At 71.3% G+C, this 24,010-nt stretch carries 26 protein-coding genes and 1 tRNA gene; 20 read left to right on the top strand and 7 right to left on the bottom strand.

Going from position 1 to position 24,010, the window contains the following annotated elements; all coding sequences use genetic code 11:
- Window positions 1-135 precede the first annotated feature (135 nt).
- From ACTIGN_RS24490 to ACTIGN_RS24505, 4 genes are all read right to left on the bottom strand, one after another.
- Entirely contained in the window at window positions 136-906 is a 771-nt protein-coding gene (locus ACTIGN_RS24490; protein ID WP_439628781.1) for a hypothetical protein, read from the bottom strand.
- Window positions 903-2,288, bottom strand: coding sequence for a DUF1501 domain-containing protein (locus ACTIGN_RS24495; protein WP_439628783.1), 1,386 nt, complete (start codon window positions 2,286-2,288; stop codon window positions 903-905). Before ACTIGN_RS24495 ends, ACTIGN_RS24490 begins: the two co-directional genes overlap by 4 nt.
- A 32-nt stretch (window positions 2,289-2,320) precedes the next feature.
- Entirely contained in the window at window positions 2,321-5,254 is a 2,934-nt protein-coding gene (locus tag ACTIGN_RS24500; protein WP_439628785.1) for a DUF1553 domain-containing protein, read from the bottom strand.
- A gap of 337 nt (window positions 5,255-5,591) precedes the next feature.
- Window positions 5,592-6,521 carry a hydroxypyruvate isomerase family protein gene (locus ACTIGN_RS24505; protein ID WP_439628787.1) on the bottom strand — a complete coding sequence of 310 codons (930 nt, stop codon included), beginning with the start codon at window positions 6,519-6,521 and terminating at the stop codon, window positions 5,592-5,594.
- A gap of 173 nt (window positions 6,522-6,694) precedes the next feature.
- Here ACTIGN_RS24505 and ACTIGN_RS24510 point away from each other — a divergent pair.
- From ACTIGN_RS24510 to ACTIGN_RS24580, 15 genes are all read left to right on the top strand, one after another.
- A tRNA-Asn gene (locus ACTIGN_RS24510) sits at window positions 6,695-6,766 on the top strand.
- A gap of 202 nt (window positions 6,767-6,968) precedes the next feature.
- A complete protein-coding gene (locus tag ACTIGN_RS24515; protein WP_439628789.1) occupies window positions 6,969-8,228 on the top strand; it encodes a tyrosine-type recombinase/integrase in 1,260 nt (419 codons plus the stop codon).
- A 166-nt stretch (window positions 8,229-8,394) separates the two neighbouring features.
- On the top strand, window positions 8,395-8,760 hold the full coding sequence (locus ACTIGN_RS24520; RefSeq protein ID WP_439628791.1) for a hypothetical protein: 366 nt from the start codon (window positions 8,395-8,397) through the stop codon (window positions 8,758-8,760).
- A 186-nt stretch (window positions 8,761-8,946) separates the two neighbouring features.
- Complete coding sequence (locus tag ACTIGN_RS24525; protein ID WP_439628793.1) at window positions 8,947-9,318, top strand: DUF1580 domain-containing protein; 372 nt, start codon at window positions 8,947-8,949, stop codon at window positions 9,316-9,318.
- A gap of 80 nt (window positions 9,319-9,398) precedes the next feature.
- Complete coding sequence (locus tag ACTIGN_RS24530; protein WP_439628795.1) at window positions 9,399-9,845, top strand: hypothetical protein; 447 nt, start codon at window positions 9,399-9,401, stop codon at window positions 9,843-9,845.
- Window positions 9,846-9,856: 11 nt separating this feature from the next.
- Window positions 9,857-10,846 (top strand): bifunctional DNA primase/polymerase, encoded by a 990-nt coding sequence (locus tag ACTIGN_RS24535; protein ID WP_439628797.1) that lies wholly within the window; start codon window positions 9,857-9,859, stop codon window positions 10,844-10,846.
- Window positions 10,843-12,762 (top strand): hypothetical protein, encoded by a 1,920-nt coding sequence (locus tag ACTIGN_RS24540; RefSeq protein ID WP_439628799.1) that lies wholly within the window; start codon window positions 10,843-10,845, stop codon window positions 12,760-12,762. Before ACTIGN_RS24535 ends, ACTIGN_RS24540 begins: the two co-directional genes overlap by 4 nt.
- 524 nt (window positions 12,763-13,286) lie before the next feature.
- Entirely contained in the window at window positions 13,287-13,622 is a 336-nt protein-coding gene (locus ACTIGN_RS24545) for a hypothetical protein (RefSeq protein WP_439628801.1), read from the top strand.
- A gap of 126 nt (window positions 13,623-13,748) precedes the next feature.
- Window positions 13,749-13,931, top strand: coding sequence for an NrdR family transcriptional regulator (locus ACTIGN_RS24550; protein ID WP_439628803.1), 183 nt, complete (start codon window positions 13,749-13,751; stop codon window positions 13,929-13,931).
- A gap of 118 nt (window positions 13,932-14,049) precedes the next feature.
- Window positions 14,050-14,853, top strand: a complete 804-nt coding sequence (locus tag ACTIGN_RS24555) for a hypothetical protein (protein ID WP_439628805.1) — start codon at window positions 14,050-14,052, stop codon at window positions 14,851-14,853.
- A 13-nt stretch (window positions 14,854-14,866) separates the two neighbouring features.
- Window positions 14,867-15,661 carry an HK97 family phage prohead protease gene (locus ACTIGN_RS24560; RefSeq protein ID WP_439628807.1) on the top strand — a complete coding sequence of 265 codons (795 nt, stop codon included), beginning with the start codon at window positions 14,867-14,869 and terminating at the stop codon, window positions 15,659-15,661.
- A gap of 36 nt (window positions 15,662-15,697) precedes the next feature.
- A complete protein-coding gene (locus ACTIGN_RS24565) occupies window positions 15,698-15,925 on the top strand; it encodes a hypothetical protein (protein WP_439628809.1) in 228 nt (75 codons plus the stop codon).
- A 50-nt stretch (window positions 15,926-15,975) separates the two neighbouring features.
- Window positions 15,976-16,359: a hypothetical protein gene (locus ACTIGN_RS24570; protein ID WP_439628811.1), complete on the top strand. Its 384-nt coding sequence runs from the start codon at window positions 15,976-15,978 to the stop codon at window positions 16,357-16,359.
- A gap of 4 nt (window positions 16,360-16,363) precedes the next feature.
- Complete coding sequence (locus tag ACTIGN_RS24575) at window positions 16,364-17,914, top strand: hypothetical protein (protein WP_439628813.1); 1,551 nt, start codon at window positions 16,364-16,366, stop codon at window positions 17,912-17,914.
- Between the two features lie 90 nt (window positions 17,915-18,004).
- Window positions 18,005-18,544, top strand: coding sequence for a sigma-70 family RNA polymerase sigma factor (locus tag ACTIGN_RS24580; protein ID WP_439628815.1), 540 nt, complete (start codon window positions 18,005-18,007; stop codon window positions 18,542-18,544).
- A gap of 8 nt (window positions 18,545-18,552) precedes the next feature.
- On the opposite strand, the gene ACTIGN_RS24585 is transcribed toward ACTIGN_RS24580, so the two are convergent.
- From ACTIGN_RS24585 to ACTIGN_RS24595, 3 genes are read right to left on the bottom strand one after another with little or no spacing between them, the layout of a single operon-like run.
- Entirely contained in the window at window positions 18,553-19,251 is a 699-nt protein-coding gene (locus ACTIGN_RS24585; protein WP_439628817.1) for a hypothetical protein, read from the bottom strand.
- Between the two features lie 49 nt (window positions 19,252-19,300).
- Window positions 19,301-19,609 (bottom strand): hypothetical protein, encoded by a 309-nt coding sequence (locus ACTIGN_RS24590; protein WP_439628819.1) that lies wholly within the window; start codon window positions 19,607-19,609, stop codon window positions 19,301-19,303.
- A complete protein-coding gene (locus tag ACTIGN_RS24595) occupies window positions 19,609-19,890 on the bottom strand; it encodes a hypothetical protein (protein ID WP_439628821.1) in 282 nt (93 codons plus the stop codon). The genes ACTIGN_RS24590 and ACTIGN_RS24595 overlap by 1 nt, the downstream gene beginning before the upstream one ends.
- A 157-nt stretch (window positions 19,891-20,047) precedes the next feature.
- Between ACTIGN_RS24595 and ACTIGN_RS24600 the strand changes: the two genes are divergently transcribed.
- From ACTIGN_RS24600 to ACTIGN_RS24620, 5 genes are all read left to right on the top strand, one after another.
- Window positions 20,048-20,185, top strand: coding sequence for a hypothetical protein (locus ACTIGN_RS24600; protein ID WP_439628823.1), 138 nt, complete (start codon window positions 20,048-20,050; stop codon window positions 20,183-20,185).
- A 66-nt stretch (window positions 20,186-20,251) separates the two neighbouring features.
- Entirely contained in the window at window positions 20,252-20,491 is a 240-nt protein-coding gene (locus ACTIGN_RS24605; RefSeq protein WP_439628825.1) for a hypothetical protein, read from the top strand.
- Between the two features lie 96 nt (window positions 20,492-20,587).
- Entirely contained in the window at window positions 20,588-20,947 is a 360-nt protein-coding gene (locus ACTIGN_RS24610) for a hypothetical protein (protein ID WP_439628827.1), read from the top strand.
- A 62-nt stretch (window positions 20,948-21,009) separates the two neighbouring features.
- Window positions 21,010-21,462: a hypothetical protein gene (locus ACTIGN_RS24615; RefSeq protein ID WP_439628829.1), complete on the top strand. Its 453-nt coding sequence runs from the start codon at window positions 21,010-21,012 to the stop codon at window positions 21,460-21,462.
- Window positions 21,463-21,896: 434 nt separating this feature from the next.
- The gene (locus ACTIGN_RS24620; protein WP_439628831.1) at window positions 21,897-23,159 is read left to right on the top strand and encodes a hypothetical protein; all 1,263 of its coding nucleotides are present in this window, start codon (window positions 21,897-21,899) and stop codon (window positions 23,157-23,159) included.
- The last annotated feature ends 851 nt before the right edge of the window (window positions 23,160-24,010 follow it).

Here is a 24,010-nt window from a genome sequence, read left to right on the forward strand (position 1 = left end):
GCGGGGGTGATCAAATGACCCCCGCGATCGCCGTCGATGCCCCAAACGGTGGCGAGGAGCATCTCGGCAGCGGCTCAAAGCGATCCGAGGCGCGGTCCCGCGGAACCTCAGAAGGGCAAGTACCCCGAGGACCGCTCACCGATACCCATACACGGCCAGCGGCGTTAACAGTGCGACATCGGCCAGGACGCGCGCGTGTTTCGTGCCGGTGGGGTGGCGGGCGGCGTGCAGTACGAGCAGGAGCGCGACCGACGTACCGAGCGCGCCGCGCACCGCGGCGGGTGAGGTCGCTCCGGTCAGGAGCACCCCGAGGGCCAGCAGCACGGGGAGGATTGCACCCCCGCTCGCCCCCGACTCCCAACGCTCGATCAACGCACAGTTCAGCCAGCAGAGCAGTCCGAACGCGAACGTGGAGGGGAGCCACGCGACGAGGGGCGCGTCCGAAGCGATCAGCGGCACGGACACCCCCGCGGCGAAGAGCACCCCGACGAGGGATTCCTTGGCGATCGGCAGGGCCGCACGGGTCAGGTGAACGAGGCCGAAGTAGCCGGCGACCAGACCCGCCACCACCGCCCCGACTTCAAGGTACGCCCAAGGGAGCGTGACCGCGAGGAGCGCTGCGGCGACAAGAGCGGCGAACGCCAAGACGGTAACGAGGTACGGGTTCCGGCGCGCGAATGTGTGCCGCGGCTGGGTGAACCCGGGCCGCGCGGCGTCGAGCCGGCGGTCCAGGAGGTAGATGCCCCAGACCACGAGGCCGAGCGCGACCGACGCGGACGCCGGGACGGTCGCGCCAACCGTACCAGCGAGGAACCGCTGCCAGACCACCGCGACCACCGGCGCGTCGAGCGCCAGCACGTTCGGCCACAGCCACCACTCCACCGCGGGCGCGTCCGGCTCCGTCACGCAAACAGGTCCTTCACCACGCGGCCGTACACGTCGGTGAGGCGGAAGTCGCGGCCCGCGTGACGGTACGTCAGTTTCTCATGGTCCAGGCCCAAAAGCCACAGGATCGTGGCGTGCAGGTCGTGCATGTGGACCTTGTCCCGGACCGCGTGGTAGCCGAAGTCGTCGGTCGCGCCGTGGACGTGCCCGCCCTTCACCCCGCCCCCGGCTAGCCACATCGTGAACCCCTGCGGGTTGTGGTCGCGGCCGTCCTTCCCCTGCGACACCGGCGTGCGCCCGAACTCGCCGCCCCAGACAACGAGCGTGTCCTTGAGGAGCCCGCGCTGCTTCAGGTCCGCGAGGAGCCCGGCGACCGGGCGGTCGGTCTCGCGGGCGTTCGCCTCGTGCTGGCGGATGTTGCCGTGCTGGTCCCACTTGAAGCTGTGCGACACCTGGATGTACCGCACCCCGGCCTCGGCGAACCGGCGGGCCATGAGGCACTGGCGGCCGAAGTCGTCGGTCGGCTTCTCGCCGATGCCGTAGAGCCTCAGCGTCTCCTTGGTCTCGTCGCGGAGGTCGGCGACCTTCGGCACCGCGGCCTGCATGCGGAACGCGAGCTCGTAGCTCGCCGCGGTCGCTTCGAGGCGGTCGTCGGCCCCGGCGCGGGCGGCGTGCTCCTTGTTGAGCGCCTGCATGAAGTCGAGTTGCTGGCGCTGGAGTTCGCGCGGCAGGTCCGGGTGGTTGGCGTTCTTGATCTGAGCGCTCGACGCGGGCGTCCCGGCCGCCCCGATCGACGTGCCCTGGAACGCGGCGGGGAGGAAGGCGTTGCCGTAGTTCTGCGCGCCGCCGTGGCCGCGGGTCGGGCACACGGTGACGAACCCCGGGAGGTTCTGGTTCTCCGTGCCGAGGCCGTAAGTGACCCAGCTCCCGACGCTCGGCCGCGACAGCGCGATGTCGCCGGTGTGGAGCTTGAGCACCGCCTGCCCGTGGCTCTGCCCCTCCGTGTGCATGCTGTTGACGACGCACAGGTCGTCGACGTGCTTCGCGGTCTCGGGGAACAGCTCGGAAACGGGAATCCCCGACTCGCCGTACTTCTGAAACTTCCACAGCGGCCGCATGAGCTTGCGGGACACGGTCGTGCCCTTGGCCGGCTCGAACGGGAGCTCCTGCCCGTCGCGCTTCTCCAGCTCGGGCTTGTGGTCCCACGTGTCCACCTGCGACGGCCCGCCGTGCATGAACACGAAGATGACGCGCTTGGCCCTCGCGGGGTGGTGCCCGGCCCGTGCCGCGAGCGTGTTGGGGCTCGCACCCTCCCCGGCCCGTGCGAGGAGGTCGAGGAACGCGAGGTAACCGAACCCCGCACCGGCCGACGCGGACCGCAGCATGTCACGACGGGAGAGCATTGGGGAACTCCGACTCGGGGGTGCGGGGGAGGTCACTCGACGAAGCGGAACTCGCTGGACCCGAACACGGACAGGCACACGGCGGTCCACGCCGCGAGGTCCGGGTTCTTCGGCTTCTGACCGGTGCCCAGCGACTCGATGGTTTTGCGGTACTCGGCGCGGAACCGCTCGGTCGCGGCCGCCTCGGCCCTCGTCGGCGACCGCCCGAGCGCCCGGCGGAACAGCAGTTCCAGGCGCCGCGCGTCGTCGGCCGACTCGCCCAGGAGCCGCTCGGCGGCGAGCCGGGCGTGGGTGTTCGCGAACGTGCTGTTCATCAGGTACAGCGCCTGCGTCGAGACGGTGGTCGCGTCGCGGCGGCCGTTCGACACGTCCGGGTCGGCGAAGTCGAACACCTCGAACACCGTCGGCAGGTCGTTGCGGATCACCGGCAGGAACACGGCCCGCTTCGTGAGCGGGTCGGTGTTGAACCCGCCCTTCGAGTCGTTCTCGATCACCTTCTCGGGCAGGTGCGACACGACCGGCCCTCCGCCGTCGAGGTCCAACCGACCGGACACGGTCAGGATCGCGTCGCGGATCACCTCGGCCTCGACGCGGCGGCGGGTCGCGCGGCCGAACAGCCGGTTCTCGGGGTCGGCCCTGAGCAGCGCCGGGTCCGCGGTCACCGAACGCTGGTAGGCGCTGCTGGTGACGATCTCGCGGATCAGCTTCTTGTGCGACCAGCCGCTCTTGGTGAACTGCGCGGCGAGGTAGTCGAGCAGTTCGGGGTGGCCCGGCGGCTCGCCCTGGGTGCCGAAGTTGTCCACCGTGCGAACGATGCCGCTGCCGAACAGGTGCATCCACACGCGGTTCGCGGCGACGCGGGCGGTCAGCGGGTTCGCGGCCGACGCGATCCACTCGGCGAGCTGGAGCCGGCCGCTCTGGTCGGCCGGGAGCGCCGGCTGCGGGCCGACGGTCGTGACCCGGAGGAACCCCCGCGGGGCCACGGCCCCAAGCTGAGCCGGGTTGCCGCGGATGTTGATGCGGGCGTCCTCGATCTTGTCCTCGTCGCGAACGGCCATCGCCATCCTGGGCGGCGGCGGGGTCCCGGCCCGGAGCGCGGCGGCCCGCGCTTCCAGTGCCTGGAGCCGCGCCTGCTGCTCGGCGACCGCCGCCTTGACCTCGGGCGCGACGCCCATGCCCATCATCTCGGGGAGCTTCGCGAGTTCGCCCGCGGGGACGAACCGGACCGCGTCCACGATGACGTGCCCCTCGGTCCCCTTGGTCGCGATGGTGACCGAACCGACCGCCCCGGCCTTGAACGTGAACTTCCCGATCGAGTGGAACAGGCCGTCGATCTCGGGCGGCTTCGTCTGATCGACCGTGAGTTCCTTGACCTCGCCGTCGCAGGTCACGGTGACGGGGACGTTCGTGTCGCGGCCCTGGTTGGCGGTGAACGAGAGCAGCACCTCGTACTCGCCGGCCCGCGGGAGCTTCGGGGTGAACGTGGCGGACTTCTCGCCCTTCCCGGCCTTGTCGTCGTGAACGTACCCGGCCCCGACGTAGGGCTTGCTGAACGTGGAGCCCTTCCAGGTGCCGACGAACTTCGCCTCGGTGTCGTCTACCGTGATGCCGAGCAGCGCACCGGGGTTCCGCATCGTGGCCTTTTCCTGGCTCGCCGCGAGCAGCGCCTTCACCGCCTTGATCTCGTCCTGGACCTTCTTGAGCCGCGCCTCGTAGAGCCGGCGGGCGGCGGCGACCTTCTCGGGCTCCGGGACGCCAAGGGGCCGCCGGATCCACCCGGACACGAGCGGGTTACCGAGCTTGAACCCGTCGATGGTGCGGGTGCTCGTGAAGATGCCCGCGAGCGCGTAGTAATCGGCGGTCGGCACCGGGTCGAACTTGTGGTCGTGGCACCGGGCGCACCCGAGCGTGAGCCCCAGGAGCGCCTTGCCGACGGTGTCGATCTGCTCGTCGGCCACGTCGAACCGCTGCTTGAACTTGTCGCGCTCGGCGAGGATCTTCGGGCCGACGACCAGGAAGCCCGTCGCGACCAGCAGTTCGTCGCGCTCGCCCTGGGTCGTGGCGGGGAGCAGGTCGCCGGCGAGTTGCTCGACGACGAACCGGTCGAAGGGCTTGTCGGCGTTGAACGCCCGCACGACGTAGTCGCGGTAGAGGTGCGCCTCGTGGAAGGTGAGGTTCTCGTCCTTGCCGTTGCTGTCGGCGTACCGGGCGAGGTCGAGCCAGTGCCGGCCCCACCGCTCGCCGAACCGCGGGCTCGCGAGGAGCCGGTCGACGAGGGCCGCGTACGCCGCGGGCGACGGGTTCTTGACGAACGCCTCAACGTCCTCGGGCGCCGGCGGGAGCCCGGTGAGGTCGATGAAGAGCCGGCGCACGAGGGTCTGCGGGTCGGCCGCGGGTGCCGGCGAGAGCCCCTGCTCCGCGAGCTTACCGAACACCAGCGCGTCGATCGCCGACCGGCCCCCGACCGCGGGAACCACGGGAGCCGCGACCGGCCGGAAGCTCCAGAACTGCCGGCCCTTCTCGATGTCGATTCCCGCGGCGACCGCGACCGCCCCGGCACGGGGGTCCGGCGCGCCCATCTTCACCCACTTCTCGAAGTCGGCGATGACCGCGTCCGGGAGCTTCCCCTTGGGCGGCATGGTCGAGACGCCGTCGCCGTGGAGCGCGTGGATCAGCGGGCTCTCGGTGGGCTTCCCCGGGACAATCGACCTGCCCGAGTCGCCGCCCTTCAGGAGCCCGTCGCGACTGTTCAGGAACAGCCCGCCCTTCGGCCCCTTCTTGGTCTCGGCGGAGTGGCACGAGTAGCACTCCTTGATCAGCACCGGCCGGATCTTGTTCTCGAAGAACGCGATCGCGGTCTTGTCGGGCGGGGCCGACGCGTCCGGTTTCGGGCTCTCGGCCCGTGCGGGTTGCGTGTGAGGGCCGAAGAGCGCGAGAACGGAGAGGGCGATCGGGAGCCGTCGCATCGGGGCAACTCCGGGCGGCGGGACGGATGGGAGGGAGAGTCGCGCCACCAGACAAGAGCCGAACCCCGCGCGCTTGGACGTGAGAATTTCGCGCGAGGTGGTCACGGGGCGGAGAGTGCGGGCCGCCGGGACATACCGAATCCGGTTGATCCGGACCCGGCGCAACTTGTGTTCGTGCCCTCCCCACTTTGAGGGTGGCGAGGCTCTGCGAGCCGGGTGGGGGCGCCTTTACAAATAGCGACGCCGTTTCCCCACCCGCCACTCGAAGACTCGTGACGACCTCCCCTACCAGGGGGGAGGTCGAGACACCGCGGGTACGGATCAGCCAGACTTGGTATCACACGTCGCACAACGTCACAGCCTGCTTCAACCCGGCGAGGGGGTCGCGGGTCGGGATGAACTCCTGGCCGACGTACCCCGTGTACCCGATGTCGAGGAGCTTCTTCATCACCGCCGGGTAGTTGACCTCCTGGTTCTCGTCGAGTTCCCCGCGGCCCGGAACGCCGGCCGTGTGGACGTGCCCGATGACGTCCTTGTTCTGCTCGATGCGGCGGATCAGGTCGCCGTGCATGAGCTGGACGTGGTAGATGTCGAACAGCAGTTTGATCCGCGGCGACCCGACCTTGCGGAGGATCGAGGACACGAAGTCGAGGTCGTCCCCCTGGTACCCCGGGTGCCCCTTCATCGGGTCGGAACTGTCGCGGGTGTTCAGGTGCTCGACGCACACGGTCACCCCCTTCTTCTCCGCGTGCCGGGCGAGTTCCTTGAGCCCCTTCACGCAGTTCGCGAACGCATCGTCCTGGGTGATCGCGGGCGACTTGGGGTCGTCGGGGTTGGTCCACTTGTACCCGACGAACGCGATCACGCTCGGGAACTTGGCGTCGGCACACGCGTCGATCGTCTTGCCGGTGCGCTCGGTGATCTCGGCGTGGAACTGGGCGTTGTTGAACCCCCGCATGAACGGCATCCCGGGCATGCCGTTCGGCGCGATCGCACAGACCAGACCGTGCTTCTTGATGGTGTCCCAGGTCTCGGGCCCGGCGAGTTCGACCGACGGATACCCGAGCTGCCTGGCGACCTCACACGTCCTATCGATGGACCACTTGTCGCCGCGAGCGTTGAAGCACCAGAACACGACGGATTGCTTGACACGGCCCTTGAGCTTGGGTTCGTCCGCAGCCGCAGCGCGTTCGGGGAGGGCCGCCGCTGCGAGCGCGGCGGAGGTCACGGTTCCGACGCTTTTGAGGAAGATCCGGCGACTGGACATAAAGGGGCTCCGGGGAGTGGTGAGGTGACAGTATAGCCCACCCCGGGACCGGCCACGGACACCGACCCGCAACAGAGAATGTGTGCCGGGTGCGGTGGGTACGAGAAATGTGGCTGTCTTGCTCTTGTCGGGAGCCGCGAATCGCTTTAAAAAGTGTCAGTGCTGATCGAGATTCCCCGATAGCTCAATGGTAGAGCAACCGGCTGTTAACCGGTTTGTTGTAGGTTCGAGTCCTACTCGGGGAGCTGCCTTAAGTCCTGTCAGCCGAAGCGGTTACGCTTACCTCCGGGCGGTCCGGGGCGACGGTCGCGAAGCCTGCATCTGCGGTAGTCTACCGCAGGGGGTTCCGACGTGCCTCGTCCCGCCCGCGTTCCGTCCTACCGACTCCACCGCCCTTCCGGCCAAGCCGTCGTCACAATTCGCCTCCCGAGCGGCGAACGCCGTGACGTGTACCTGGGCGTCTTCAACTCCCCCGAGTCCCGCAGAGAGTACGGCCGGCTCGTCGCCGAGCTGGCGTCCTCCCCCGCGCCGCAGGTCGTCGCCGCGGGTACGGCCCGCGGCCTGACCGTCGACGAGGTGCTGGTCCCGTTCATGCGGTGGGCGCTCACCCACTACCGCACGGCCGCCGGTACGCACACGTCCGAGGTGGACGAGCTGAAGCGATCCCTCGCTCCCCTTCGTCGGCTGTACGGGCACACCGCCGCGGCCGACTTCGGCCCCCGCGCGCTCGCGGCGGTCCGCCAGGAGATGGTCAGCGCCGGCTGGTGCCGCACGAACATCAACCGGCGAATCGACCGCGTGAAGCGCGTGTTCCGGTGGGCCTCGGCCGAGGAGCTGGTCCCCGTGACGGTCTACACCGCCCTGCGGACCCTCGCCGGGCTCCAGCGGGGCCGCACGGCGGTCCGGGAGAGCGCCCCCGTCGGGCCGGTCGAGCCGGCCCACGTCGCCGCCGCCCTGCCCTTCCTCAGCCGCCACGTCCGCGCCCTGGTCGAGCTGCAGCGCCTCACCGGGATGCGGCCGGGGGAGGTCCGGGCGTTCAACTTCGCCGAGGTGGACCGGTCGGCCGAGCCGTGGCTGTACCAGCCCGCTCATCACAAGACCCGGCACCGCGGGAAGGTCCGGGTGATCCCGCTCGGGCCGCGAGCGCGGGCACTGCTGGTCGCGTTCCTCGTGAACGACCGGCCGCCGCCGTCGGGGTGGGAGGGGCTCGACCTGGCGAACGACCCGACGGGCCGCCTCGCCGCCGCCGATGCGTTCCAAGAAGCCGGCCGGGACCGGGACGCGGACCTGCTCCGCGACCTCGCCCGGCCGGTCGCGTTCGTGGCCGGGTGCGTCGTCGATCCGGCCGCCGCGGTGTTTTCCCCCGCGGCCGAGCGCGCCGAGCGATCCGCGGTCCTGCGCGCCGGCCGCAAGTCGAAGGTGCCGCCGTCGCAGCGAGCCCGCAGGAAGGCGGCCCCGGAGCGGCGGCCGGGGACCGCGTACTGCGCGCCGGCTTACGCCGCGGCGATCCACCGGGCCTGTGAGGCCGCCGGCGTGCCGCACTGGCACCCGAACCAGCTCCGGCACAGCTTCGCCACCGAGGTGCGGCGAGCCCACGGCCTCGAGGCCGCCCAGGTGCTGCTCGGGCACTCCCAGGCCAACGTCACCCAGGTCTACGCCGAGCGCGACCTGACACTCGCCGTCCGGGTCGCGAACGAGGTGGGGTGAGTAGCTCGGCCGGCGGGGTTGTTCCCCGGCGGCCGTTCGGTCAAACTGGATGCGCTCGGGCCGGCGGGAGTAGCTACCCGCCGAAGGCCGGGCGACGTGACGGGGCTCCTCGCTTTGCCCCGGATCGTTGCCCGGCCGGCCCGGACGCTCTGAAAGCGAGAACCAAATGCACGACACGTTCCCCGAGCTGGAGCAATTCAGCGCCGCGTTTCGCCCCCGGCGGGCCACCTCGCCCGGATCCGGCAACCTTGATGAAGCCCTGCAAATCGTGGTCGCGGCCAGCGTCTTCGGGCTCGGAGACGGCGACCTGTTACGGCTCGAATCAATTCTCCGGACCGCGGTCGGCGGATCGCCCACCGCTCCCAAACGGGGGCGACCCGCAAAGCGGCGGCCCGACGTCGTTCGCCGAGTTCGGGAACTTCGCGATCGGGATACGCCGTGGCGACAGATCGCGAAGATGATCTCTGAGGAATTCCAGATGCGATGCAACCACGATCAGCTCCGAAAGCTGGTCGGGAGATCGCCGGCCTGACGGCCGGCGAAGAGGACGAAGAGCCGCACCCAACAGCGGACAGAAAGGACGGCCCCGGGGCCGTCCTTTCTGTCCGCTGTTTTCCATTCTGTCCGCGGTGTTTCCTTTTGCGCACCTCATGACCGTGCGGAATGATCCTCGCAAGGCGTGGCGACGTTCGCCCGCTTCGCATGGAGTTGCTTCCGTATGGTCACGACCACTTCGCCGGCCCCAGACGCCGGCCCCCAGCTCCTCAACGGCGAAGCCCTCATCGGGCTGACGGCTGCCGGGAAGCTCTTCCCTGGCTACCGCGGGGAATCACCTCTGAACCCCAGCACCTTGTTCCGCTGGATCACGTCCGGCGCGCGCGCGACCTCGGGGGTGCGGGTCAAACTCGAAGCGGTGCGCCTCGGCAACCGCTGGGTCACCTCGGTCGAAGCGATCAATCGGTTCGCCAGTTCGCTGACCACCGCCTCGCTCCCCGCGGACGATGTCGCCCCTCCCCGCTCGCCGGCATCGCGGCGCCGGGGGGCCGTGGCCGCCGGAGTGGAGTTGGACGCCCTGGGGGTCCGGAAGTGACCGGGAAACGACACGCCCCGGGCGACCAGACCCGGGGCGTGCGAGGTGCCGTCGGCACCGAACCAAGAGGTGAACTCATCATGCCTCCGGAACGTTCCGCAGTCAACTGCGTCCGCGACCAACTCGCCCGCCTCCGCGCGGCGATCACCGGTCGCCGCCACTGGGTCATTGCGACCGACCTGCCCCGCAACGGAACGGCCGGGCTCGCGCTCCGCGGCCTGCCCGTCATGCTCGTCTCACTGGGTGTCTGCCGGAGAGGCGAGCTGACCGTCGCCATACCGGACGTTGTCCTCGGGGTGAGCGGCGGGTTCCCGCTCACCGCGGTCGCCGTCCCCAAGGACGTGTTCCCGGCCGAGGTCCTGGTCGAGTTCCTGGCCGGGATCGCCGGCGGCGACCCGGCCGCTTACCGGACCAGCATTGCCGCCGGCACCGACCAGTTCTCGCTCGGCCGCGACCCGGCAGAGGTCGCCGCGGTCGTCGGCCGCATCGCCCGCGGCGCGCCCGTCCTTGACCCCGCAAACAACTGAGGATCGCCCCCGTGGACGACAACCATGCCCTGGCGGCCGCGCGGCGGTACCGCGCCGCCGGGCTGTCCGTGATTCCCGTGGCACTCGACGGCTCCAAGGCCCCGGCCCTCGCCGGCTGGCGGGAGTTCTCGGAGCGCCGGCCCGGCCCCGAGCTGCTCGACCAGTGGTTCGCCGGCCCCGTCCGGCACGGCATCGGCATCCCCGGCGGCCCGGCGTCCGGGCACCTCGTGGTTCTCGACTTCGAGGCCCGCGCTGCCTTCGACGGGTGGGCCGCGCTCCTGTCGGCCGAGGAGCGGGCCGCGGTCGCCGGCTCGCCCGTGGTCCGCACGCCCCGCGACGGCGTTCACGTCTACGTGCGGCTCACCGACTCCGTGAAGGGCACTAAGTACGCCCGGACCGCGGCCGGGGCGTGCCTGATCGAGACGCGGGGCAACGGTCACCAGGTCGTTGCGCCGGGCTCGCCACCGGCCGCCCACCCGTCCGGCCGGCCGTACACGTTCGCCCGCACGGGGTGGATCGTCGGTCCGCCGACGCCCCCGGTCCCGCTCGACGTGTTCCACGGGCTGACGGTCCACGCGGCGGCCCTGAACGAGTACAGCCGGCCGGCGGCGCACGAGGTCATCGGCGACCGCCGGTTGGTCGGCGAGGTCCGGGGCCAGCGGCCCGGGGACTGCTTCAACGCGGCCGCGAGCTGGGCCGACGTCCTCGGTCGGCACGGGTGGCGGGCGTACCGATCGGCCGGACCGGTCACGTACTGGAGCCGGCCCGGCAAGGAACCACCGGGCGTGTCGGCGAGTAGCGGCCACTGTCGCGGGCCGTCCGGGCACGACCTGCTCTACGTGTTCAGCTCGTCCGCCGCGCCGTTCGAGGCCGAGCGGTCGTACTCGCGGTTCGGGGCCTACGCGCTGCTCTGTCACGGGGGCGACTTCGCCGCGGCGACGCGGGCGCTCGGCCGGGCCGGCTACGGCGCCCCGCCCCGCCGGAAGGGGGTGCGGGCGTGACGCCACCGACGGATTCGAAGCCCCACGTCGAGGTGCGGTTCACGCCCGCGGCCGACAAGCCCGGCCGGTTCATCGTGACCGCCGTGTACGGGGGCGGCGACCTGCACCGCGACACGATCGACCTCAACTCGGCCCGCTCCCGGGCGGCGTTCGCCAAGGCGACCCGCGCGCGACTGTCCGTCGTCTCGCCGGATCTCGACGCCGGCACGCTCGACGCCGAGGCGTCGAGCGTCGGCCGCCATCTGCTCTCGGCCGCGGCCGCCCCGCCCGGGGCACCGGGGCGGGGCGCACCGCTCGCCGAGGTGGACGTCGGCCGCGTGGCCCGGCCCGAGCTGTTCCACACGCCCGAGGTGTCCGGCCTGACGCTCGCCGTGATGACGGACGACGGCGGGCGGATCGTGCCGCGGTGGCGGACCTACCTGCGATGGGCCGACGGCCGCCGCGAGGTGGTCGACACCCCGCCCGCGCTCGCGCTGGCAGGCGGCGGGAAAATGTTCTTCGGCCCCGACCCGGGGGAACCGACCGCCGGCCCGTCGCCGCCCTGGTCGTTCAAGTCGCGCTCCGCCTGGGAGGCGATGGCCCCGCCCCCCGACCCGGCCGCCGCGTTCAAGCGGGTGTGCCGGCGGTTCGCCGAGTTCCTGGAGCTGGGCGGCGACGCCGAGCGGGCGAGGGGGTCGACGGCGACGCTCGCCCTGTGGGTGGTGCTCACCTACGCGTACCCGGCGTGGGACGCGGTCCCGTACCTGTCGGTCGGCGGCCCCGCCGGCTCGGGCAAGAGCCGCCTCCTCGACATCCTGGCCCGCGTCGCGTTCCGCCCCTTGTCCAGCTCGAACCTGACGGCCCCGGCCCTGTTCCGGACCATTCACGCCGAGGGCGGGACGGTCCTGTACGACGAGGCCGAGCGACTCCGCCAGGCCAACGACCCCGGGGTTCAAGAGGTGAACTCGATCTTCCTGGCCGGCTACAAGCGGGGCGGAACCGCGATCCGCCTTGAGCCGGTCGGGGACGGGTTCCGGCCGGTGCGGTTCGCGGTGTACGGGCCGAAGGTGCTGGCGTGCATCGCGGGGCTTCCGCCGACGCTGGCAAGTCGCTGCATCCCGTTCACGATGTTCCGGGCGGACAAGGGGTCCGAGCGGCCGAAACGGCGGCTCGACGCGGACCCCGGGGAGTGGGCCGCGGCGCGGGACGAGTTGCACGCCCTTGCGCTCGAGCACGGCCGAACATGGGTCGCCCTCGCCGACCGCCGCGACGTTGTTCCGGACACGATCTCGGGTCGCAACTACGAGCTTTGGCAGCCGCTGCTGGCGCTCGCGGCGTGGTTCCAGGAACGGGGCGTGAAGTCGCTGCTCGACGTGGTGCAAGCGTTCGCGAAGGGGAGCGTCGAGGAGTCGCGGGACGACGCCATCCCCGACGCGGACGAGACGGTACTGGAGGTGTTGGCCGAGAAGGTCCGCTTGGGCCTTCGGCCGACTCCGGCCGAAGCGCTGGCCGCGTGTCGCGAGCGCGACGAGGCGACGTTCAACAAGTGGCAGCCGAACACCGTGAGTCGGAAGCTCAAGAGCTACGGCATCCCGACCAAGAAGTCGAACGGCGAACGCCGGTACGATGTCTGCCGCCGCGCGCTGGAGGAAATCGAGGCACGGTACGGGATCGACTTGGGCTTCGCGGAGAGCGAGCCGCACGCGTCCCAAAGGGCCGCCGCAAGTCCTGGCGAACGTCGAAAGGCGCTCGCGTGGATCAGGCGGATGCTCGCGTCCGGTCGCCCTGTGAACCACGCAGCCCTCCGATCCCAGGCCGCGGGAGAAGGGATCGACTTTGAGACGGTGATCGAGATCGCCCCGGAGGCGGGCGTTGTCGAGGGCGACGGCGTGTGGAGCATCCCACAACGAACGGGCGTGACGTGGGCCGGCGACTGACCCTGTCCGACCCTGAATCGGAGATCACCGACCCTGCCAAAGCCGCGTGCCGTCCGCGTCTGAATGGTTACAAGTTGTTGCAAGACAAGAGTTACTGAAGGATGGGACGGCGCACCCAGGGTCAGTAGGGTCAGTGAGGGTCGGTCCATTGGGGTGTGTCTTGCATCACACGATTTGTCGGTGCGAGGCCGGGTGTGAGTTGTGGGGCGATACCTACCCCTGGAAAGCGACCCTGACCGACCCTACCGACCCTGTGCGTGTTGCGGAGCGAGACTCAAACACCGGAGCGGCAACAGCATACGCCGCAATTGCGGTTCAGTACCGTTCAGGGTCGGTGGGGGTCGGCAGGGTCGATGGAAGTCGGGCCTGAACCCGGCGGCCGGACCCCACCCCCCTTCAATGGGTCCTCCCGGGCGGGTTCTGTTATCCGACCACACAGGGAACGGCAGGCGACCAACCTAAAGTGAGTTGTCAATCAGACATCAGGCGCCGATCAGACGGAGGGGGCCGTGGACCGCGAGCAGATGACAGCGTTGATCCTGACCGAGGTCGTGCGCCGGTGCGACGAGATCGCGGCCCGGCCGAAGCCGCCGGCGTGGCGGACGTGGGAGTCCGGCCCCGACGCCGAGGATCGGGAGTACGGGCCGCGGTACTCGCCGACGTGGTTCGGCGAGGTAGACGAGGCCGCCCGGGTCCGGTTCCTCCGGGCGGTGTACGGCCTGCACGCCGCCGGCCTGGTCGCCGCCGTGAAGAGCGAGGGCGGCCGGCTGGAGCGGGTGAAGATCACCGATGAGGGCCGTGCCGCCGCGGCCGAGATGGTCAGCCAGCAGCGCCCGAAGCCGAGCCGCCGGAAGCGGTGACCGGCCCGCACCCACTCGTGTCCCACCGCGGGCGGGAGTGGGCTATCCTTCTCCACACCCGTTCACCGCCCGCCCCGACCCCCGCACCCGCTGGGGCCGTCGGCGTGCGCCAGCCGAGGGCCGCCGATGTCTTCGCCCAAGGGCCTGTACTGCCCGAACTGCCGCGGGGTCCGGCTCACCGTCAGCTCGTCGAAGAAGCCCGCGCCGGGCGTCAAGGTGCGGTACCGCAAGTGCTCCACCTGTGGGCACCGGTTCACCACCCGCGAGGTCGTTGTGAACCGGCCGACCGCCTGCCGGACGGGAACATAGCCGCCGGCGGCACCTCAGTTCGCCGCTCGCCCGATTCCCACCCCCCCGCCCCCCGTGGCGGGTGTACGCTGCCGGTGCCAACCACCCGCAGCACAGCACCCGACCACAGGGGGAGACCATGCCCGCACCGACCTTTGTCGGCCGCATCCGCGACCGACTCCTCGGCCCGGCCGAGGCCGCCCCGCCGGCCGACGAGACCCCGGCCGAGTGGGCGGACCGCGTAACGGCGGCCGCGGCCATCGACCAGGAGCAGACGGAACGGGCGTACTGGGACGCCATCCGCGCGGCGTCCGCCGGCACGGGCACCCCGGAGGCCGCGTGGGCGGCCGCCCAGCGCGCCGGCAAGACGCCCGACGAGTTCCGCCGCGACGCCGAGCAGGTCCGCGGGCGGTTCGAGGCGCACGCCGCCCACGCGGAGCGGCGGCCCCAACTCGAAGCCGAACTGGCCCGCCTCGACGCCGAGCACCGGGCGGAGCTGGCCGCCTTCCAAAAGGTCTCCGACGCCCACGGGGCGAAGTGCCAGGACCTGTACGACCGCAAGCAGGACCTCCGCCGCCAGGTGCAGGGCATCGTCAGCCGCCGCGAGCAGGCGTTCAGGAGCTGCCCCTACGCCTGGCTCGACGCGGCGGCGCGGGCGGTCGGCCGGGAGGTCGGGGACCTCAACCGCCGGGCGGAGGGCCTCACGGCGAAGATCCGCGACATGCAGTTCCTGCTGGGCCGCGACGAGCAGCACGAAGAGAGGAACCGCAGCCGCGCGAAGGAGCCCGAGGCGGACCGCATCCGGGAGGCCCGGGACGCCGAGTTCGAGGGCCGGCGGCGGACCATCGCCGACATGGAAGCGCGGCTGGCCGACATCCACCGCCAGGCGGCCGCGCTGAGGAAGCAACAGGAAGCGATCGAGGCCGAGCAGTTCGTCCCCTGACCCCGGAGCCGCCGTGCCGCCACCGACCAGGTCGCCCGCGCCGCCCCGCGCTCCGGTCGCCGCGAAGCCCGCCGCGCCGCCGGAGGGGTGGGCGTACATCTACGGCCGCGCCACGAACCCGGACCTCGACGACCGGGACCGGGACCTGTGGCCCCGCTGGTGGACCTGGACCCCGGGCGCGTTCCGGGCCTCGCTCGCCGCGGTCCGGGCCGGGACGCGCGACGTGCGGCTGCTCGTGGACCACGCCGCGGGCCGCGAGCTGGCCGGTACCCGCGACGGGTCGCTCGCCGTGTGGGCCAACCGGAACGGGCTCCGGTGGCGGGTGAACGCGGGCACCCCCCGCGGGGCCGCCGCCGTGGCGTGGCTCAGGGCCAACCCGGCGTACCGGGCCGTGTCGCTGGGCGGGAGCGCGACCCGGTACGGCGTCAGGACCGTCAACGCGACCCGGCACTGCCGGGTGTCGGCCTTCGACCTCTGTGAGTTGTCCTTCGTCCGCGTGCCCGCCTTCAAGGGCGGGTACTTCACCGCGTCCGCCCGCCGCGGGCCGGACCTTCCTGGAGGGCACCCCGTGCCGCCAACCACCGACCACCAGACCCTGCGAGCCCTCCAGGCCGTCGCGGCCGCCGAGCGCGGCCAGCTCCAGGCCGTCCACATCGCCCCGGCGGTGTTCGCCGCGGCGGTCGGGGCCGGGCTCCTCGCCCGGTCCGGCCGGGGCGGGTACAAGCTCACCCCGGCCGGCCGGGCGAGGATCGCCGCCGGGTCCGCCCCGCGCCCGGCCGGCGGACCGCCCGCCATGCTCCACTTCTGACCCGAGCCCGGCCCGCACCACCGAGGACCTGGACCCATGACCGCGTTCACCTGCACCGCCTGCAAGGACGGCCGGGGCTACCCCGTGCGGCTGGAGGTCACCCGGGTGAGCCACCCGGCCCCGGGCGTGACCGTGCGCCAGCGGCGGTGCCCCCAGTGCGAGCGGGCCACGACGACCGAGGAGCGCGAGCGGGGCGCGCTGGGGGTGAACCAGCAGCTCATCAACGCCATCATGGACCGCCCCACCCGGGCCGCCCGGACCTGACCCGAGTTGGCCCGCCGGCCCGCCGGGCTGCGGCGATCGAGGACGCAACCGTGACGACCGCCGACCCGCCCACGTTCGCCTGCCGCGCCGGCACGTTCGCCGTGCGGGTCACCGACGAGTTGCTCGCCGTGCTGTCGCTCAAGTGGGGGTGCGACGTCGCGGCGGCGTGGCAGGGCGACGACCCGGACCCGGTCCTCGTGCGGCTCCAGGACCCGGCCGAACTCGCCGGCGCGGTCGGCGGGGCCTGCTCGCTCCAGCTCCTGGCCCGCGGCATCGGCTCGACCGAGTTCGGCCGCGCACTGGCCGAGGGGGCGGCCGCCCGCCGCGCCCGCCGGGCGCTCGTCGCGGCCCTGGCCGTCAGGTTCCCGGACGCGCCGGGGACGCGGGCCGCGCTGGCACTGTGGGGCATCCCGAACGACCTACTGGGGGGCTGACGAGATGGGCACGCAGAAGGCCAGCGGTGGAGGCGGCAAGGGCGCCAGCGACGTGAGGGCGGGAGGGGGTTACTGGGAACTCAACCTCCGGGACAACCTCTCGAAGGCGCTGGACAAGATCCAGGCCCGGGTGAAGGCGTTCGCGGCGAACCTGTCGAAGATCGGCGGCGCGGGGCTCGGGGCCGGGGCCGCCCTCGGGGCCGGGCCGCTCGGCCTGCTCCTGGGCGGCGGGTCGCGCCTCGCCGACACGGCCCGCATGGCCCGTCAGTTCCAGGTCCCGATCGAACTGATGGGCAAGTTCCAGGAGGCCGCCGAGCGGGCCGGGGTGTCGGTCGACGAGGTGATGGGGGACACCAAGGGGCGGTTCTCCGACCTCGTGAACCAGGCGTCGCCCGTGGACCCCGAGCAGGCGAAGGCGGCCCTCAAGATCCAGACCGACTTCGCCAAGGCGGTCCGCGCCCTGCAGGACGCGCTCACCCCGCTCCTGACGAGCATCGCGCCCGTGGTGTCCGAGGTCGCGAAGTTCGCGAAGGAGAACGCCGGGGCCGTGAAGATCCTCGGCGGGGTCGCGCTCGCCGTCGGCGGGGTCGGGGCCGCGCTCACCGTCGCCGGGCCGGTGGTCGCCGCGCTCGGCACCGGGCTCGGCCTGATCGGCACCGCCGCGGCCGCGGTGCTGTCCCCGGTCGGGCTGGTGGCCGCGGCCGTGGGCGGGTTGGGCTACGCCTTCGTGACCCAGACCGACGCCGGCCAGAAGCTGTTCGCCGAGGCCAAGGCCGGGTTCGCCGAGGTCGCCGCGGTCGGCAAGACGGCCTGGACCGGGATCGCCGACGCGCTCAAGGCCGGCGACCTGTCGGCCGCGTGGGAGGTCGTGCTCCAGACGCTGAAGGTCGGCTGGGCCGGGGCGATCCTGTTCTTCGAGACCAACTGGTCGCGGTTCAAGGGCCTGTTCGTGGACGGGTTCCGGGACGTGGTCGCCGGCGTCAAGCTGCTGTTCTGGGACGCGATGGCGTGGATCGCCAAGCAGTTCTCCGGGGTCATCACCAAGATGGTCTCCGGGGCCGCGGGCCTGCTCGACGCGGTGGGCCTGGACGGGCTGTCCGGGAAGCTGAAGGCGCTCGACTTCTCCGACGCCAACATCGACCGCAACCGGGACGCGATCAAGGGCGGCATCGTCGCCGACCGCCAGGCCGCCCAGCGCGAAGCGGACGCGGCCCGCGCCGCCGACGTGAACGGGGCGCGGCAGCGGCTGGAGGACGCGAAGGCGGCCCTCAACGCGCTGGTGGCGAGGGGGCCGGCCGGGGGCCTGGACAAGTTCCACACCGACGACGAGATGGACCGGTTCAACAAGTACGGGCTCCCGCAGGCCGGGAAGGCGTTCGACGAGATCAAGGGCGGGTTCAACGCGTCGGCCGCGGCGGGCCAGTTCGGGTACGGCTCGAAGGCGGGCGAGCAGACCGAGCTGATGAAGCAGCAGCTCGGCGCGGTCAAGGAGCTGCCCAAGAAGATCGGCGACGAGGTCGCGAACGGGATGATCGCCCGGTTCCTGCTCAAGTGAGGCCACCCTATTAGGCGTCGGGTGGGCGGTCGGCCCCGGGCTCGTTGTCCGGGGCCGTTCCGTTGGTGGGTCACGCCGGGGGCCGACACGATGACGAGCGCCGAGGCCGCGGACCTGGTGGACCGGTACACGCCCCTGGTGCGGTCCGTCGCCGCGGGGTGGGGCGGCCGGTTCCCGTGGCTCGCCGACGACTTCCTTTCGGACGCCCTGCTCGCGACCTGGCGGGCCACCCCCCGCCACGACCCGACCCGGCTCCCGTACCCCGCGTTCGTCCGCGTCGTCGCCCGCCGGGCCTGCGCCGCCCGGCTCCTGGTCGAGCGCCGCCGCAACCCGGCCGCCCTCGGCCGCCGGGCGGTGCCGCTCGACGCCGACGGCTCGCCGGTCGACCTCGCCGAGCTGCTCGCCGACCCGCACCCGCGGCCCCCGGAGGTGCTCGAGCGCACCGAGGAGGCGGCGACCGCGGCCGAGCTGCTCGCGGCGCTGCCGGCCCGGCAACGGGACCTGGTGCTGCGGGCCTTCGCCGGCGAGACCAAGACGGAGTTGGGCGAGGGCCTCGGGGTGAGCCGGTCCCGCGTCTACCAGCTCGTGAAGCGGTCGGTCGCCGCGATGCGGGCCGCCGCGGCGGGGTGAGGCACGGGTCATGCCCGCGTGAGATGCGGAGGGTTCTCTTCTCGGACGGCGAATCCATCCCCGCCGTCTGACATGCGGACGGCGTACCACCGGTCCGCATGTTCCCCAAAAGAGATGCGCACCCATAGGGCATCAAGTCCCTGTGAACCCAGGCTCCCCAAGATGACGCAATTGTCATCACTGCCGGTGCCGACGTCCGCCCGGTCGATCAACAGACCTCTGAGGGACACATGTCCGGTCACGCACACAAGCCGCACCTTGTGGCCGCGACCCCCGGACAACGCTGGACTGGTTAGGCCGTACTCCACCCAGGGCAAGCGGGCTGGGAGTTCGCCGTTGACCACTTTCAGCGGGCCGTTGGCGTCGGCCGCCTCTTCTGCCCGCGGGACAACCGTGACTTCTGAGAACCCGCCGTTGGTTACAACAACCCCGTAATTCCCCTGTCCCCACCCGACAACGTCAGACACGGTGACACGTCGGAACCGAGCCCACGTCGTACCGGCCACGAACGCCAGATAGGGGGCTGCGACGCCAAACGCGATGGCCGACCCGAGGGGGATGGGAACCACATCGGTGAGCGTGTATGAGGTGGCGGCGACCGCGATAACTCCGAGCAACTTCACAACGGTCCCGGCTGCCGACGAGCCCCGGAAGGCGGCGCGGCAAAAGTCGTTCGCGAGAGCGGCCACTGCGGACACCAAGCTCATAGGGCTTCTCCTCAGAGTGTTTGTTCAGGTACCGATGAGGTCGACCAGTTCACCCGCCGAGCTGGTCCGGGTCGACCCGCGCGAGCAGCCGGTCGAGCTTCTTCGCGTCGGCCCGGTCCCGCAGGTCGAGCCCGAGGTCCGCGCCCGCGTCGGCGAACGACCGCACCCACCAGCGCGGCGGCCGCTTCGAGGACTGCGAGCCGTGGCCGGCGTGGCGGGCGACGAGGTAGTCGCGGTGCGCGCCGCCCGCGAACCACACCTGGACCGCCGCGAGCCGCACCGGGCCGCGGTCCGGCGGATCGTCGAGGGCGTGTGGTGCCTGTTCGTGGCCCGCGGCCCGGTGCCCCTCGGGGCGCATCACTTCTTCCCCTTCTTCGGGGCTGACACCTTCGCCTGCTCAGCTCCCTCGGCCGTGACGGGCGGGAGCGGTGTAATTTTGGTGGGGACCGGCAGCGGCGGGGGAGGTGGTGCCGGGGGAGCCACAAGGGGCGGCGGTGGGTTGTCGAGGTGCCGACGCATCGCCAGCTCTAAATGGTGCCGGACCTTCTCACCACGCTCTTCACAGAACGCCCTGAACTCGTCCAAGAGTGCTTCGCTGACCTCGACGCCGAGTTGCTTCGTCCCCTTCGTTCTTGCCATCTGATCCCCTCTGTATCGTTGGCCCACCGTCATCATAGCAAGCCCCCGACAGAATGCCTAGGTAACATTCCCTAGAATCCGGATTGACAACCTAGGTAGTTATACCTAGAGTACGTTCGGAGTGGTTGCGACGGACACAACGAACGGGGGACGCGAGATGTACGGGGCACTGATCCAGGCGGCGTGCGGCGTGGTGCTGATGGCGACGGGGTTCTGGGTAGTGGGCTGCGTGATCCTGGCCGGGGCCGGGGTGACGGCCGCGATGAGCGGGCCGGACGACGACGGGGACGAGTGAGGCGGACCGAACCCGGGGCCGGTCACTCCGGCCGGCCCCGTCCTTCAACGCGATCGAGGGCACGACATGGCGGCGCTGATGCAAGAGGTCGAGGTGTGGGTGATGGTCAACGACCAGGGCGAGTACGTCGCGCACGCGGACCCGGACAAGCTCGCCGAGGTGTACGCCGCGGACGTCGGCGAGTTGGCCGACGCCGGCGGCCTCCGGCGGGTGAAGCTCACGGTCAACGTCCCGCTCCCGGAGCCGTTCGAGCTGCGGGGCGAGGTGAAGGTCGAGGAGGCGGCGGGCGACCTGAAGGCGGCGTGACGAGCCCGCCCCGCCCGCGACGGGTGAACCCGGCTCGATGCCGGGGCGGGGCGCTCCGGGCCACAGTGGCGGCCCACTCTCCAGGAGGAACGACCGATGGCGACCAAGACCAAGACGACCGCGGCCCGGACCGGGGCCGCCCGCCCGCGGCGGACCGCCCCCCGCCGGCCGGTGCCCGACGAGGCCGCCGGCGAGGAGCTGGTGACGATCTCCCGGGCCGGGTGGGAGTTCATGGGCCACGAGGCCGAGCGGTCCCGGGCGAAGCTGACGGCGTGGTGGGCGCGGACGCTCGGCGAGATCCACTGGGTGGCCGACCTGCTCATGCGCGGGGCCGAGCCGTTCGCCAAATCCGTCACGCCGGAGGTGCGGAGCGAACTGGGCCTGGTGCTCGACCAGGTGTGGCACCAGATGGCCCGCACCGGGCCGCTCAGTCCCCCGGCCGAGTTCGACGACTGAGGCCGCACGGACCCGGACGCTCTCCCCGGGACCTCATCCTTCACCACTCTCCCGAGCCGACCATGAACACGCACACGGTGTGCGGCGGGGTGCGGTTGCGCGCCCGGTCCGGAGCCTCCCCCGAGTTGGTTGCCGCCCGGTGCCTCGCCGAGATCCGCGAGGCGCTGCACCGGTGCGGGCGTTCGCACCTCCGAGCCCGCGCCGACCTGGGCGGGCTGCGGCTGACGCTCGGCGTGTCTCGCGCGCCGAGGCCCGCGACGGGCGGGGCCGACCTGCCCCCAGTGCTCCGCTCGGCCCGGCCCGCGACCCGGCGTGTGTTCCGGCAGCTACGCGACCTGCGCGCCGAGCTGGGGGCCGGCGCGACCGTCTTCCCGCGACACATCGTCGCAGCGCTCCGGGCCGCCGACCCGAGCGGCGACGAGCCGTCGGCAGACACGGTGAACCACGCGCTCCGCGATCTGCGGGACCGCGGCCTTGCTTGGTCGCACCCCGAGCGAGGGTGGGCTCTGGTGTGAAGCAACGGGATCAATGCGCGGCCCCGGGGATCGATCCCCGGGGCCGCGCTACCGCAGGTCCTGCGGTAGAGGTTCCCTTCAGGGGCGAAATGCGGTCGAGTAACACGGGCGAAGCGAGCGTTCACAGCGCGATACCGCACTCTACCGCAGATCGGCCCGGAGTACCGCGAAACCAGCTTGTTTCACGCATTCGATGTGTCGTCTTGCACTGAGCGGGCGACGTGATAGACTGCTGGGAATTCAAGGCGTTCGCGGCCTTCAGGCGGTAGGATTTTTCTGGCTGTTAACCGGTTTGTTGTAGGTTCGAGTCCTACTCGGGGAGCTGGCTTCTAGTCCTTTCGGCCAAAGCAGTTACGCTTACCCCGGGGTGTTCCCGGGCGCGGTCGGAACCGTCGGGAAATGGTGTAGTCCTACACTACTTCGCGAGTTCCCTCATGCCGCGTCACGTCAGCCACGTCCCCGCCTACTCCCTCCACAAGCCCACCGGACAAGCAATGGTCCGGGTCAGTTCCGGCGGCACGCGCCGGTTGATCTACCTGGGCAAGTACGGAACACCCGAGAGCCAGGAAGCGTACCGCCGCGTCCTCGCCGAGCTGCAAACCGTCGGCCCGGCCGTGGTCGCGACCGCGGACCGCGCCGGGGAGCGGACCGTGAACGAAGTGCTGCTCGCGTTCATGCGGCACGCGGACCTTCACTACAGGCTGGCGGGCGGAACCCCGACCTCCGAAGTGAAAGAACTCAAGGCGTCGATCGCCCCCGTCCGCGAGTTGTACGGCCTGAGCCCCGCGGGCGAGTTCGGACCCCGGGCGCTCGCCGCGGTGCGGACCCTCATGGTCAACGCCGGTTGGTGCCGCACGCTGGTCAACCGCCGGATCGACCGCGTGAAGCGGGTGTTCCGTTGGGCCAGTTCCGAGGAGCTGGTTCCGGTCACGGTGTACACCGCCCTGCGGACGCTCGCCGGGCTCCAGCGCGGCCGGACCAGTGCCCGGGAGTCGGACTCCGTCCTGCCCGTCGATCCCGCCGTGGTCGCCGCCACACTGTCGCACATGAGCCGCCACGTCCGCGCGATGGTCGAACTGCAAGGGCTCACCGGGATGCGGCCGGGCGAGGTGACCGCGGTCACGTTCGCCCGGATCGACCGGTCCGGCGAGCTGTGGTTGTACAGCCCGACGCAGCACAAGTCGCGGCACCAAGGCAAGGCCCGCGTAATCCCGATCGGACCCAAGGCCCGTGCGGTCCAGACCACGTTCCTCGTGAACGACAAGCCGCCGCCGGCCGACTGGCAGAATGTGGACCTCGCGACGGACCGTACGGGCCGGCTCGCGATGGCCGATGCGTACCAAGAGGCGGGCCGGGACCGGGACGCCGCCCGGCTCCGAGACACCGGGCGGGCCGTCGTGCTGGTCGAAGGGTGCGTGGTCGACCCGGCCGCCGCGCTGTTCAGCCCCCGCGAGGCCCGCGAGGAGCGGTACGCCGCCATGCGTGCCGGCCGGAAGAGCAAGGTGCAGCCGTCGCAGGTGAGCCGGAAGAAGGTGGTGCCGAAGCGAGTGCCGCCCGAGCGGTTCACCCCGGCGGGCTACTCCAACGCCGTCGCGGACGCAGCCGAGCGGGCCGGCCTGGACCGGTGGTCACCCGGACAGTTGCGGCACACGTTCGCCACGGCCGTCCGGCGCGACCACGGCCTTGAGGCCGCCTAAGTCCTGCTCGGCCACTCGCGGGCGGACGTGACCCAGGTCTACGCCGAACGGAACCTCACCCTTGCCTCGCAGGTGGCGGCCCGCGTCGGGTGAGCGGTGGGCGGTCGGCACTCCCCATAAGTGCACAAGCCCCGGTTCACGACCGGGGCTATTTTCGTTTGCACATCGTCCCAACCGCAACACAGCCAACGACTTACGACGTGGCAGAAATGCCACTCTACGGCGTGGCAGAAATGACACTTGCACTGTGGGACAACAGGTGTACACATGAGACATGTTGAGCCCCAAAGGTCCCCTTACGACACGGTCCCTGATCGCGTCAACAGAAGAAACGGAAATACGGGGAAATTTCCATCAAATCGGCGTCCCGTCATGACCCCCACCGCTAACGACACGGTCACCCGACCTCATAAACGAAGAGCTGCACCGCATCTGCGCCGCCGACCTGGTCCCGGCCTTCAGGGGCACGCACCGATCCTCGATGCACCGGTACCTCCTCAAGGGCGTGTGATGCAACGGCAAGCTCGTGAAGCTGGAGGCGGTGCGGATCGGCGGCGTCTGGAAGACCAGCGTCGGAGCCCTCAAGCGGTTCGCCGCCGCGACCACCAGCGCCACGCCCGACGCGGTTGCCCCGCCCCGGAGTCCGACTGCGACACGCAAGGCCGGCGAAGTCGCGGGGCGGGAGTTGGCGAGGATGGGGGCGTAAGATTCTGATCGCGGCCAGAATTGACCACGTGGTCCTGGGCGATTTCTGTGGGCATCGAGTGGTGTCGGGGATGGGTAGGGCTCACGCACAATGAAGTAGTGGGCGTGTAAGGGTTTGTGTGTATCACGGGGTCAGGAGGACACCG

This window comes from Gemmata sp. (genome assembly GCF_051859125.1).
Classification (GTDB): domain Bacteria; phylum Planctomycetota; class Planctomycetia; order Gemmatales; family Gemmataceae; genus Gemmata.